At 70.8% G+C, this 12454-nt stretch carries 13 protein-coding genes and 1 tRNA gene; 3 read left to right on the forward strand and 11 right to left on the reverse strand.

The annotated features are described in order from the left end of the window. Together glmU and ASG00_RS13075 are read right to left on the reverse strand one after the other, a co-directional pair. Positions 1-1305: bifunctional UDP-N-acetylglucosamine diphosphorylase/glucosamine-1-phosphate N-acetyltransferase GlmU (glmU, locus tag ASG00_RS13070; protein WP_235559594.1), on the reverse strand; the 1305-nt coding region annotated here is incomplete at its 3' end. A gap of 1 nt (position 1306) precedes the next feature. Next, positions 1307-1378 (reverse strand) — tRNA-Gln (locus ASG00_RS13075). 100 nt (positions 1379-1478) lie between these two features. Here ASG00_RS13075 and ASG00_RS13080 point away from each other — a divergent pair. Then, complete coding sequence (locus ASG00_RS13080) at positions 1479-1976, forward strand: MarR family winged helix-turn-helix transcriptional regulator (RefSeq protein ID WP_045248652.1); 498 nt, start codon at positions 1479-1481, stop codon at positions 1974-1976. Positions 1977-2007: 31 nt separating this feature from the next. Beyond that, entirely contained in the window at positions 2008-3807 is a 1800-nt protein-coding gene (locus ASG00_RS13085) for an ABC-F family ATP-binding cassette domain-containing protein (RefSeq protein WP_056210126.1), read from the forward strand. Positions 3808-3901: 94 nt separating this feature from the next. Here ASG00_RS13085 and ASG00_RS13090 read toward each other — a convergent pair whose 3' ends face one another. The 9 genes from ASG00_RS13090 to rsmA all read right to left on the reverse strand — a co-directional run bounded on the left by ASG00_RS13090 (position 3902) and on the right by rsmA (position 11765). Next, on the reverse strand, positions 3902-4810 hold the full coding sequence (locus tag ASG00_RS13090; RefSeq protein ID WP_045248649.1) for an ABC transporter substrate-binding protein: 909 nt from the start codon (positions 4808-4810) through the stop codon (positions 3902-3904). 79 nt (positions 4811-4889) lie between these two features. Beyond that, positions 4890-5612 carry an ABC transporter permease gene (locus ASG00_RS13095; protein WP_056210128.1) on the reverse strand — a complete coding sequence of 241 codons (723 nt, stop codon included), beginning with the start codon at positions 5610-5612 and terminating at the stop codon, positions 4890-4892. Continuing rightward, complete coding sequence (locus tag ASG00_RS13100; protein WP_056210130.1) at positions 5612-6298, reverse strand: ABC transporter permease; 687 nt, start codon at positions 6296-6298, stop codon at positions 5612-5614. The genes ASG00_RS13095 and ASG00_RS13100 overlap by 1 nt, the downstream gene beginning before the upstream one ends. Beyond that, positions 6295-7125 carry an ABC transporter ATP-binding protein gene (locus tag ASG00_RS13105; protein WP_045248646.1) on the reverse strand — a complete coding sequence of 277 codons (831 nt, stop codon included), beginning with the start codon at positions 7123-7125 and terminating at the stop codon, positions 6295-6297. Before ASG00_RS13105 ends, ASG00_RS13100 begins: the two co-directional genes overlap by 4 nt. 11 nt (positions 7126-7136) lie before the next feature. Next, a complete protein-coding gene (locus ASG00_RS13110; protein ID WP_056210132.1) occupies positions 7137-7439 on the reverse strand; it encodes a DUF427 domain-containing protein in 303 nt (100 codons plus the stop codon). A gap of 132 nt (positions 7440-7571) precedes the next feature. Next, positions 7572-8888 carry a GNAT family N-acetyltransferase gene (locus ASG00_RS13115; RefSeq protein ID WP_056210134.1) on the reverse strand — a complete coding sequence of 439 codons (1317 nt, stop codon included), beginning with the start codon at positions 8886-8888 and terminating at the stop codon, positions 7572-7574. 29 nt (positions 8889-8917) lie between these two features. Next, the gene (locus ASG00_RS14955) at positions 8918-9856 is read right to left on the reverse strand and encodes a 4-(cytidine 5'-diphospho)-2-C-methyl-D-erythritol kinase (RefSeq protein ID WP_056210370.1); all 939 of its coding nucleotides are present in this window, start codon (positions 9854-9856) and stop codon (positions 8918-8920) included. Further along, positions 9844-10911: an aldo/keto reductase gene (locus ASG00_RS14960; RefSeq protein WP_056210136.1), complete on the reverse strand. Its 1068-nt coding sequence runs from the start codon at positions 10909-10911 to the stop codon at positions 9844-9846. The genes ASG00_RS14955 and ASG00_RS14960 overlap by 13 nt, the downstream gene beginning before the upstream one ends. Further along, positions 10908-11765, reverse strand: coding sequence for a 16S rRNA (adenine(1518)-N(6)/adenine(1519)-N(6))-dimethyltransferase RsmA (gene rsmA / locus ASG00_RS13130; protein ID WP_056210138.1), 858 nt, complete (start codon positions 11763-11765; stop codon positions 10908-10910). The genes ASG00_RS14960 and rsmA overlap by 4 nt, the downstream gene beginning before the upstream one ends. Positions 11766-11833: 68 nt before the next feature. Between rsmA and ASG00_RS18605 the strand changes: the two genes are divergently transcribed. After that, a partial coding sequence (locus tag ASG00_RS18605; protein WP_235559595.1) for an MFS transporter occupies positions 11834-12454 on the forward strand: 621 nt, incomplete at its 3' end.

A 12454-nucleotide genomic window follows, 5' to 3' on the forward strand; every position in this document is an offset into this window, starting at 1 on the left:
GATGACGGCGCCGGCTCCGGTCTTCGCGCCATCACCGATCCTAACGGGCGCGACGAAGACGTTGTGCGAGCCCGAGTGCACCTCGTCGCCGATCTCCGTGCGGTGCTTGACCAGATCGTCGTAGTTCGCTGTGATCGCGCCGGCCCCGAGGTTCACGCCGCGCCCGATCGTCGTGTCGCCGATGTACGACAGGTGGGGCACCTTGCTGTCCTCGCCGATCGTGGAGTTCTTCACCTCCACGAACGTGCCCACCTTCGCTCCGCGGGACAGCTCCGCACCGGGGCGGAGGTAGGCGAACGGACCCACGTTGGCCTTCTCGCCGATGACCGCGAGCGTCGCATCCGAACGACGAACGGTCGCCCCGGCGCCGACCTCGCAGTCCACGAGACTCGTGTCGGGACCGATGATCGCCCCCTCGCCGATCGTCGTCGCCCGCAGCACGAGCGTGTTCGGCAGCAGGGTCACATCGGGGGCGAGCGTCGCGGTGACATCGATCCACGTCGTCGCCGGATCGAGCACGTTCACACCGTCGAGCTGCCACCGGCGCACCGTGCGCGCGTTGAGCGTGCGCGCCGCATCCGACAGCTGCACGCGGTCGTTGATGCCGAGGGCCGTGGATGCGTCGGGGGCACCGTACGCCGCCACCCGCTCCCCCGCAGCGCGCGCGAGGGCGACGACGTCGGTGAGGTACCGCTCACCCTGCGCGTTGGCAGCCGTGAGACCCGGCAGATGGGCGCGCAGCGTCGCGGCCCGGACGACATAGACACCGGCGTTGATCTCGGTGATCGCGAGCTCGGCGGCCGCCGCATCCTTCTGCTCGACGATGCGCTCGAGACCACCCCCGGCGCCGCGCACGATGCGCCCATAGCCGGTCGGGTCGTCGACCTGGGCCGAGAGCACCGACACCGCGGCATCCGCCAGCCGGTGCGAGGTCACGAACCCCGCGAGCACCGGCGCTTCGAGCAGCGGCACGTCGCCGGAGAGCACGAGCACATCGCCGTCGAAGTCATCGAGCGCATCAACGGCGAGCTCGGCCGCGCGCCCCGTGCCCGGGATGTCGTCCTGATCGACGACCTGCACGGCCGGCAGCGCGTCGAGCGCCGCCGCGGCGACGAGGTCGCGCTCATGCCGCACGACCACCACGACCCGGTCGGGCTCCAGCTCGATCGCCGTCGAGAGCACATGCGCGAGCAGCGACCGCCCGCCCAGCTGATGGAGCACCTTCGGCAGCGACGACTTCATGCGGGTGCCCTGACCGGCGGCGAGGATGACGACGGCGAGGCCGGTGGCGTTCTGCTCGTTCATGCTCCGCCGCCAGGACTCGAACCTGAACCTCACAGCTCCAAAGGCTGTCGTGCTGCCATTACACCACGGCGGACCGGCCCGCCCACGGCCTGCGCCGTCGGGAACCGCCCCCAAGTCTGCCACCTCGCCGCCCCGCGCCCGGGACCGGAGACACGGCGCGCGATAATGGGCGGATGGCACCCGAGAGCGACGAGGTCGACCGCATCGTCGAGGCCTGGATGACCCAGCGCCCCGACCTCGACTTCTCGCCTCTCGAAGTGCTCTCCCGCGTCGACCGGCTCTCCCGCCACCTCGACCGCGCCCGGCGTGAGGCGTTCCGCCGCAGCGAGCTCGAACCGTGGGAGTGGGACGTGCTGTCGGCGCTGCGCCGCGCCGGCGAGCCCTACCAGCTGAGCCCGAAGACCCTCCTGCAGCAGACTCTCGTCTCGAGCGGCACCATGACCAACCGCATCGACCGGCTCGTGGGGCGCCGCCTCGTGCAGCGCGAGGCCGACCCGGCCGACGGGCGCAGCATCCTGGTGACCCTCACCGACGACGGTCGCGTGCGCGTCGACGCCGCGATCACACGTCTCGTCGATGCCGAGGCGCACCTGCTCGAGCGGCTCTCGCGCACCGATCGCGAACGCCTCGCGTCTTTGCTGCGCAAGCTCAGCCTCGGATTCGACGCGTGAGGCACGCGGCGCACACGGACAGGAACGACTGATGGCCCATCTCATCGGCGGCGAGCATCTGCACGTCGAATTCCCCGCGAAGGTCGTGCTCGACGACGTCACCGTCGGTGTCGCCGACGGCGACCGTATCGGCATCGTCGGCCGCAACGGCGACGGCAAGTCGACCCTCATGCGCGTGCTCATGCAGCGGTACGCGCCGGATGCCGGCAAGGTGACGGTGCGCGGCGGCATCCGCGTCGGCATGCTCGCCCAGGACGACGACCTGCCGGAGTCCGGCAGCGTGCAGCACACGATCGTCGGCGACCGGCCGGAGCACGAGTGGCTCGGGGACGCCCGGGTGCGCGACGTGCTCAAGGGGCTCGTCGGCGATCTCGCCCTCGACGCCGACGTCGACACGCTTTCCGGCGGCCAACGTCGCCGGGTCGCGCTCGCGCGTCTGCTCGTCGGCGACTGGGATGTCGTCGCCCTCGACGAGCCCACCAACCACCTGGACGTCGAAGGCATCACCTGGCTCGCGGAGCACCTGCGGGCGCGGTGGAGCGCGGCATCCGGAGCCCTTCTGGTCGTCACGCACGACCGCTGGTTCCTCGACGCCGTCTGCACGCGCATGTGGGAGGTGCACGACGGCGAGGTGGAGCCGTTCGAGGGCGGGTACGGGGCGTATATCCTGCAGCGCGTCGAACGCGACCGGCAGGCCGCCGTCGCCGAGGACAAGCGCCGCAACCTGCTGCGCAAGGAGCTCGCGTGGCTGCGCCGAGGGGCCCCGGCGCGCACGTCCAAGCCGAAGTTCCGCATCGATGCGGCGACCCAGCTGATCGAGGGCGAGCCCGACCCGCGCAACGGCATCGAGCTGACCAAGCTCGCCACCGCCCGACTCGGAAAGGACGTCGTCGACCTCGTCGACGCCTCCGTCTCGTTCGACGAGAAGCCCGTGCTCGATCGAGTGGAGTGGCGCATCGCCCCCGGCGAGCGCACCGGCATCCTCGGGGCGAACGGCGCGGGCAAGTCGACCCTGCTCGCACTCGTGGCCGGCACCCTCGCCCCCACGTCCGGGCGCGTCAAGCGGGGGCAGACCGTCAAGGTCGCGCACCTGACGCAGCGGCTCACCGAGCTCGAGCCGGTCGAACGCCTGCGGGTGCGCGAGGTGCTGGCCGAGCAGAAGACGACCTACGTCGCCGGCGGCAAGGAGCTCACGCCCGCCCAGCTGCTCGAACGGCTCGGCTTTCGCGCATCGGAGCTGTCGACGCCCGTCGGCGACCTCTCCGGCGGTCAGAAGCGGCGCCTGCAGCTGCTGCTGGTGCTCATGGGCGAACCGAACGTGCTCATCCTCGACGAACCGACCAACGACATGGACACGGACATGCTCGCCGCCCTCGAGGACCTGCTCGACACGTGGCCGGGCACCCTGCTGGTCGTCTCCCACGATCGCTATTTCATGGAGCGCGTCACCGATCAGCAGTACGCCGTGCTCGACCACCGCTTCCGCCACCTGCCCGGCGGCGTCGATGAGTACCTGCGCCTGCGGGCCGCGATGACGGATGCCGCGTCACGCCCCGCGACCGCCGCGCCCCGAGCCGCGGCATCCACCCCCGCCGCGTCGACCCCGGCCCTCTCGGGCGCCGAACGCCGGGCGGCCGAGAAGGAGCTCGCCGCCATCGACCGGCGGCTCGCGAAGCTGGCGGAGCAGATCTCGGCGGTCGATGTGCGGCTCGCCGACGCGCACGACGACTACGCCGCGCTCGTGGCGCTGCAGACCGAGCGCGATCAGCTCACTACCGAGACCGTCGAACTCGAGGAGCGCTGGCTCGAGCTCGGCGAATCGGTGGGCTGAGAACGACCGGCGTCGATCACCGCGCAGCCCCCTCACCCCTCGACCGCACGCACGACGGGCCCGGCGCTGACGCGCCGGGCCCGTCGTGCACCGCCTACTTGATGTTGTTCGCCGCGAGGAACGCCTTCGCGATGTCGGCCGGCGACTGCTTGTCGACCGTGCTCTGCACGTTGAGGGCGACGAGCTTCTCGGGCGTGAGCGCGGCGCTCACCTGGTTGATGACGTCGGCGACGTCGCTCTCGATGCTCTTGGCGACGACCGGCACCACGTTCGACGCGAGGAAGAGCGCCTTCGGGTCCTTCAGCACGACCAGGTTGTCGGTCTGGATGCTCGGGTCGGCCGTGTACACGTTGGCGACGTTGACGGTACCGGCGACGAGGTCCTGCACGGTGGTGTCACCGGTCGCCGAGAACGCGACGGTCACGCCGTAGGTGGACTTCAGGCCGGTCGGACCGTACGGACGCTCGGCGAGCTCGGGCGGTCCGCCGAGGGTGAGCGGCTCGGTGACCTTCGAGAGGTCGGCGATGGTGGTGAGCCCGTACTTGTCGGCGAACGCCTTCGTGACCGTGTAGGAGTCCTGATCGGTCGCGGTCGACTGGTTCAGCACCGTGAGGTTCGACGGCAGGGCGGTCTGCAGGGCGGCGTAGACGTCGTCGGCCGACCGGGCGGTGGTGTTCGCGTCGAAGTACTGCAGCAGGTTGCCGGAGTACTCGGGGAACAGGGTGATCGCGCCGCTCTTGAGCTGCGGGATGTAGGCGTCGCGCTGACCGATGTTGAACTGGCGGGTGACCGTCTTGCCGGCGCCTTCGAGGGCCTGGGCGTAGATCTCGGCGATGATCTCGTTCGAGTAGTAGGCCTGCGATCCGATGACGATCGAGCCTCCCGCGCTCGTCGCGGTGGGGCCGGCGATCGAGCTGCTGGAGCCGCAGGCGCTCAGGGCGAGTGCGGCGACAGCGGCGATGGCGGCGGCGCCGATGACGCGTGCCGTGCGTGCTGTAGACATGGTGTCCTCTCTGGGTGCGTGAACCGAGGTTCTGGGCGATTCTTGGGGGTGGAGGGGGATGGAGCAAGACGGTGTGACGTCACGTGACGGCGAGAGCGGATGCCGCGGCGCGCCGTTCCCGGCGTGAGGTGCCGTGCTGACGCACGCCACGCGGCACCGAGGCCCACTGGGCGAGCGCCAGGATCGCGTCGAGGACGAGCGCCAACGCGGCGACGAGGATGGCCCCGCCGAGCACGACGTCGTACTGGCGGAGGTTCAGCGCGGTGATGATCGGCAGCCCGAGTCCGCCGAGGTTGACGTAGGCGGCGATCGTCACCGTCGCGACGACCTGCAGCACGGCCGAGCGCAGTCCTCCCAGCAGCAGCGGCAGCCCGAGCGGAACCTCGACCTTCCAGAGGATCTGCCATTCGGTCATGCCGACCGCGCGCGCCGCGTCGATCGTGCGGCGGTCGATCGCCTCGAAGCCGGTGTAGGCGCCGGCGAGCAGCGGCGGGATGCCGAGCAGCACGAAGGTGATCACCGCGGCCTCGGGCTTGTGCAGCACGCCGAGCAGCAGCACGAGGAAGATCAGAAGTCCGAAGGACGGGATGGCACGGGCGGCGCCCGAGATGGCTACGGCGAGCTCGCGACCGCGGCCGGTGTGCCCGATGAGCCAGCCGAGCGGCACCGCGATCAGCGCGGCGATGAGCACCGAGAGGAACGTGTAGTACAACTGCTGCGCGAACAGGATGGGCAGCGCGTCCGTTCCGGTCAGTCGATCGGGCGAGAAGATCCAGGCGAGGGCCCCGGTGAACAGGTCCATCAGGCGACCTCTGCCCCGGCGAGCACCCGGCGGGTACGTGCGCGGACGGTGCGGGAGCGTCGAGCCCAGGGCATGAGCAGGCGCCCCCCGAGCACCAGCAGCGCGTCGATCAGCAGCGCGATGACCATCACCGCGACGACACCCGAGAGCACCTCTTCGGTGATGCGGCGCTGCAGGCCGTTGGTGAACAGGTAGCCGAGGTTCTCGACGCCGACGAGGATGCCGACGGTGGCGAGCGCGATCGTGGAGACGGACGTCACCCGCAGCCCAGCGAGGATCACCGGGCCGGCGAGCGGCAGGTCGACAGTGAAGAAGCGACGCGCACCGCCGTAGCCGAGCGCGACAGCCGCCTGCCGCACGGACGGGTCGACCGACTGCAAGCCGTCGACCACCGAGCGCACGAGGATCGCGACGGCGTAGATCGTGAGCGCCACGATGAGGTTCGTCTCGCTCAGCGCGGAGTATCCGAACACAGACGGCAGGATGATCAGCAGCGCGAGCGAGGGGATCGTGTAGAGCAGCCCGGTCACGGTGATCAGCCAGCCGCGCAGCAGGCGGTAGCGCCACGCCGCCCAGCCGAGCGGGATGGCGATCACGAGTCCGAGCACGATGGCGATCAGGCTCTGGCGCAGGTGCGAGACCGCGAGCCCCGCGATGAGGCCGAGGTTGTCGCCGACCCAGATCACGACGACGCGCCCTCGGTCGCGAGGATGCCCTGGGTGCGGCCGTCGGCGTCGACGACGGCCGTTCCGCCGCCCGCGGTCGGTCGCAGCGACAGCGCACGCTTACCCCGGTCAGCTCCGATGAACGATCGCACGAAGTCGTCGGCCGGCGCCTCGATGATCTCGTCGGGCGTGCCGACCTGGGCGATCGCGGCACCCTTCGCGAGGATGACGACCTGGTCGCCGAGCAGGAACGCCTCGTCGATGTCGTGGGTGACGAACACGATCGTCTTGCCGATGTCGCGCTGCAGACGCAGGAGTTCCTGTTGCAGCTCGGCACGAACGATGGGGTCGACGGCACCGAAGGGCTCGTCCATCAGGAGGATGTTCGGATCCGCCGCGAGTCCTCGCGCGACGCCCACGCGCTGCTGCTGACCGCCCGAGAGCTGGTTCGGATACCGCGCGGCGAGCGCGCGATCGAGCCCGACCGTGTCCATCAGTTCGAGCGCCCGCGCCCGCGCGGCACGGCGGGTGGCACCGGTGAGCCGCGGAACCGTGGCGATGTTGTCGACGACGCTGAGGTGCGGCAGCAGCCCCGCGTTCTGCATGACGTAGCCGATGCTGCGGCGCAGGGCCACGGCCGACCGATCGGCGATGTTCTCTCCATCGATCTCGATGCGCCCGGCGGTCGGCTCGACCATGCGGTTGATCATGCGCAGCAGGGTGGTCTTGCCGCAGCCCGAGGAGCCCACGAACACGGTGGTGGACCGTGCGGGAAGCTGCAGGGAGAAGTCGGCGACGGCGCGGGTGCCGTCGGGGAAGGTCTTGGATACGGCCGAGAATTCGATCATCGGTCGTCCTCTCAGTCGGTGATCTCGATCTCTTTCCAGAACGCGACATAGCCGGAGAAGTCGGCGCCGACCTTCTCGATCGCGGTGGGGTAGGGCTCGGGGTAGCTCCATGCCCGGTCGGTGAGCTCATTCCCGTCGACGGTCACGGTGAAGTACTGGCACGCGCCCTTCCAGGGGCACGTGTACGGCGTCGGGCTGGTGGTGAGTACACCCTCACGCACCGCCGCCGGCGGGAAGTACCAGTTGCCTTCGATACGGATCAGATCGGCCTCATCGGCCTCGGCGATCACGGTGTCGCCCAGTCGCGCCTGCATTGCGTCCTCCGTTCGGGGCGGCCGCCGGCCGCTCGCATCGCGGGCGGCGATCACCGCTCACGCACACGCTATTCGCAGCGGCGGACATTTCGGACGGGATTGTGACGCCGGATGTCGTGCGCTATGCCCGCATCAGTACCAGAAGCTCAGCATGGGCGCCTGCGGCGCGGCGAACAGAGCGGATGCCGCGGCCACCCCGTCACCCGTGACCCGTCCCGCCGCAGCGAGGGTCGCGAGACGCACCCCTCCCAGGTAGGCGGCCGACAGTTCGGCGATGCCGAGGCGGAGGGACGGGGCATCCGTCGTCTCGTCGGCGTGGCGCACCGAACCGACGCCGCGCTCGTCCACATCGAGCAGCACACGGCCGGCGGCGAACCCGAGCGGGTCGGCGATCTCGATCACCACGCGCCCGGCGCCGCTGTAGCGACGGGCCTCGAGGGCGGCGACGACATCGAGGATGCGCACGTAGTGGTGATCGCGCACCGTGCGCTGTGCGGCACGCTGGTCGGCGATCATCCAGAGCAGCGGCTCGTCGACCGAGAGCTCGGGCGCCTCGATCCAGCCGATCAGATCCATCTCGAGGAAGAAGCGCCAGAGACCCGCGTAGGACTCGTCGTCGAGCGCGAGGAGGTACACGAGCTCGAGGGTCGAGCGCGCGAAGTCGTCGTGCGACTCCGTCACGCTGTAGAGCGCCACGCCGGTCACCTCCCCCGCCACCGTCGTGTAGACGACGGTGCGCAGCTCTTCGCCCTTCTCCGAGTCAGGACGCGTGCGCAGGAAGCGGTCCCAGTGCCCGGCCGGCATCGTGATCTCGCCCGGCCGGGCGAGGCGCACGCGGTCGTACAGCGGCTCGATCAGGGCGCGTGCGTCGACTCTCGGCACGAAGTCCACGCGTCCCGGCGAGACCGGACCGATCCATCCGGCGCGCTTCGCCTCGATCCGCCAGTGCGCAGCCTCTGCGGCGGGGGCGAAGCCGTACCGGCCGTAGAGCGTCGACTCGCTCACGGTGAGGGTCGCAACCGGCACGCCGGCGGATGCCGCGGCCCGCAACTCGCCCTCCATCATCGCCCGCGCGAGACCCCGCCGTCGATGGGTGGGGGCGACGGTGACGGAGCTGATGGCGGCCGTGTCGATGAGCGCCGGCCCGGGGACGGTGAGCTCGGCGAGCCACGACGCGAACGTCGCGACAGGGGTGCCGGGCACCGGGGCGGAGTCGTCGTAGACGCCCAACCGGCGACGCGCCCGCAGCCCGTCGAACGCGGCCTGGCGCTGCACCTCGGAGCGCTCGGTGCCGAGGAATCCGCGGGAGACGGCCTCGATCCAGCCGTCCGAGGCGGCACGGTCCTCGTCCGTGACGAGGTCGGCGCGCAGCCCCAGGTCGCCGAGCCGGCGCGCCTGACGCTCATCGAGCGGGGCCGCCAGGAAGGCGGCGACGGCGGTGTCGTTCATGATCTCCTCCAGCGGCGCGGTGCGCCCGATCAGTCGTCGTGGATGACGCGTGCCCCCGGCACCGGGCCGTGCACGTGGTGCGCGACGTGCCCGGCGGCCGAGAGCCCGATCTGCAGGTCGATGGCGGCCTCGGGGCCCGCCGCGAGGAACGCGACCGTGGGACCCGAACCCGAGACGATCCCTTCGAGGGCGCCGGCGGCGCGACCCGTCTCGAGCAGGTCGGCGAGGTCAGGTCGCAGCGCGAGCGCGGCCTGCTGCAGATCATTGCGAAGGCTCGCGGCGAGCATGTGCGCATCGCCCGCGCGCAGCGCATGCAGAACGGCGTCATCGACCATCGGCCGACGCGCGGGCACGATGTCGAGCGAGGCGTCGTCGCGGTGCGCGTCGAGGGCGGCGAAAACGGCCGGAGTCGACAGGCCGTCCTCGCTCGTGACGATCACCCAGTCGAAACGCCCGCGCGCCAGGGCAGGACTCAGGTCGTCGCCGCGCCCCAGCCCGATCGCCGTGCCGCCGGAGAGCGCGAACGGCACGTCGGCACCGAGTTCGGCCGCCAGCTCCCGCAGCCGGATCGGCGAGATGCCGGTTCCCCACAGCGCGTCGCACGCGACGAGGGCGGCTGCGGCATCCGCGGATCCTCCGCCCATCCCACCTGCGACGGGCACATCCTTGACGATGCGCAGGTGCACGCCCGCGTCGATGCCCGCCTCGTCCGCGACCAGCTGCGCGGCGCGCACGGCGAGGTTGCGGGCGTCGAGTGGGACACCCGCGACATCCACCGATCCGGTGACCTCGATCGTCAGGTCGTCAGACGCCGAGGCCCACACGTCCTCGTACGCGGAGACGGCCTGGTACGCCGAGGCGACGTCGTGGTACCCGTCGGCGCCGAGCGCGCCGACCTCGAAGAAGAGGTTGATCTTGCCCGGGGCGCGCACGTGCACGGTCGGGGCGGGGAGGATCACAGCTTCGATGATTCTGCCCACAGGTTGACGTCGATGACATCCGACAGCGCGTCGATGCGCTCGAGCTCGTCGGTGTCGAAGGCCGGTCCGGTGAGGGCGGCCAGGTTCTCGTCGAGCTGCTCGATGCTGGAGGCCCCCATGAGCGCCGAGCACACGGTGGGCTCGCGCAGCACCCACTGGATCGCCATCTGCGCGAGCGTCTGACCGCGCTCCTTCGCGATCGTGTTCAGTGATCGCAGCGACGCGATCGCCTGGTGCGACAGCGCCCGGTCGGGCAGGCTGTCGCGCGGCTGCGAGCGCTTGGCCTTGCCGTCGCCGAGGTACTTGCCGGTCAGGAGCCCCTGGGCGAGCGGCGTGAAGGCGATAGCCGACATGCCCTCTTCGGCGAGGACGCCCGTCAGACCGTCCTCGATCCACCGGTTGAGGATCGAGTAGGCGGGCTGATGGATGATCAGCGGCGTGCCGAGGCTGCGGGCCACCGCCGCGGCGACCGCGGTGCGCTCCGCGGAGTACGACGAGATGCCCACGTAGAGCGCCTTGCCCTGGCGCACGAGCGTGTCGAGCGCGCCGATGGTCTCCTCGACGGGAGTGTCGGGATCGACCCGGTGGGAGTAGAAGATGTCGACGTAGTCGAGCCCGAGCCTCGTCAGCGACTGCTCGGCGCTCGCGAGGATGTACTTGCGGCTGCCGAGGTCGCCGTGCGGCCCGGGCCACATGTCCCACCCCGCCTTGGACGACACGACCAGCTCGTCCCGGTAGGGCTTGAAGTCCTCGCGCAGCATGCGTCCGAAGTTGGTCTCCGCGGCGCCGTAGGGAGGACCGTAGTTGTTGGCCAGGTCGAAGTGGATGATGCCGTGGTCGAAGGCGTGCCGGAGGATGCCACGCTGCGTGTCGAAGGCGACGTTGTCGCCGAAGTTCCACCACAGGCCGAGCGAGATCGGCGGGAGGTAGAGACCGGATGTCCCGACCTGACGGTACTCGGTGAGGTCGTACCGATCCGGGGCCGCCGTGTAGGGCCGGTGGATGTCGGGGACGGAGGGTCGGATACGCGGCTCTGTGCTCACCCGCCCAGGCTAGCCGCCGCGCGGGCGATGCGCAGGTAGTCCTCGACGGTGAGGTCCTCACCGCGGGCGGTGGGGGCGACATCCGCACTCTCGAGCAGCGCACTGGCCGACGCGGACGACCCGCCGAGCACCCCGGAGAGCGCCTGGCGCAGCATCTTGCGGCGCTGTTGGAAGGCCGCGTCGACGATGCGGAACGTCGCCTGCCGCTCGGCCTCGGTGCCACGCGCCTCGTGCGCGCGGGCGAATCCCACGAGCACGCTGTCGACATTGGGCACGGGCCAGAACACCATGCGCGACACCGTGCCGACCAGGCGCCAGTCGCCGTACCACGACGCCTTGACGCTGGGGGCGCCGTACACCTTGGAACCCGGCCCCGCGGCGAGCCGCTCGCCGACTTCGGCCTGCACCATCACGACGCCCCGCTCGAGACGCGGGAAGGCCTCCATGAAGTGCAGCAGCACGGGCACGGACACGTTGTACGGCAGATTCGCGACGAGCACCGTCGGCTCCCCCGGCAGCGAGGAGATCGTGAGCGCGTCGGCGTCGACCACGGTGAGGGCGCCGTCCTCGACACCGTGGTCGGCGGCGGTCTGCGGAAGTCGCGCGGCGAGGCGGTGGTCGATCTCCACCGCGGTCACCCGGGCGCCGGTCTCCAGGATCGCGAGCGTCAGCGACCCGAGCCCCGGGCCGACCTCGACGACGCGGTCGTCGGCCGTGACGGATGCCGCGGCCACGATCTTGCGCACGGTGCCGGGGTCGTGCACGAAGTTCTGACCGAGCTTCTTCGTCGGGGTGACGTCGAGCTCGGCGGCGAGGGCGCGGATCTCGGCCGCGCCGAGCAGATGCACGGTCACCCCCTCACCCTAACGAGGCGCGGCGTCAACCCCCGACCCGCCCCTCCGGGCGCCACTAGGGTGGTGCGGTGAGCACTGGAACGATCCCCGCCGACGCCTTCTCTCTGCGCAGCCCCTTCGGGCGACGGGCGGTGGGGCTGTCGGTCGCGGCGGCCGTCGGAGGTTTCCTGTTCGGCTTCGACTCGTCGGTCATCAACGGCGCGGTCGACTCGATCGGCGGGCACTTCTCCCTCGGCTCGGCACTGACGGGCTTCGTCGTCGCGGTGGCGCTCCTCGGGTGCGCCGTCGGCGCGATGATCGCCGGCTCGCTCTCCGATCGCTGGGGGCGCCTGCGCGTCATGCTGCTCGGCGCCGGCCTGTTCTTCGTCTCCTCGATCGGCGCGGGCCTCACCTTCAGCGTTCCCGACCTGATCCTGTGGCGCGTGGTGAGCGGTCTCGGCATCGGCATCGCCTCTGTCGTCGCGCCGGCCTATATCGCAGAGATCGCACCGCGTCAGATCCGCGGATCGCTGGCGTCGCTGCAGCAGCTCGCGATCACGCTCGGCATCTTCGGGGCACTGCTGTCCGACGCGCTGCTCGCGACGTGGGCCGATGGCGCCGCGAACACGCTCTGGCTCGGCCTGGAGGCCTGGCGCTGGATGTTCATCGTCGGGGTGATCCCCTCGGCGGTCTACGGGATCCTGGCTCTC

It is taken from the genome of Microbacterium sp. Leaf351, from assembly GCF_001423825.1.
Taxonomy (GTDB): Bacteria; Actinomycetota; Actinomycetes; order Actinomycetales; family Microbacteriaceae; genus Microbacterium; species Microbacterium ginsengisoli.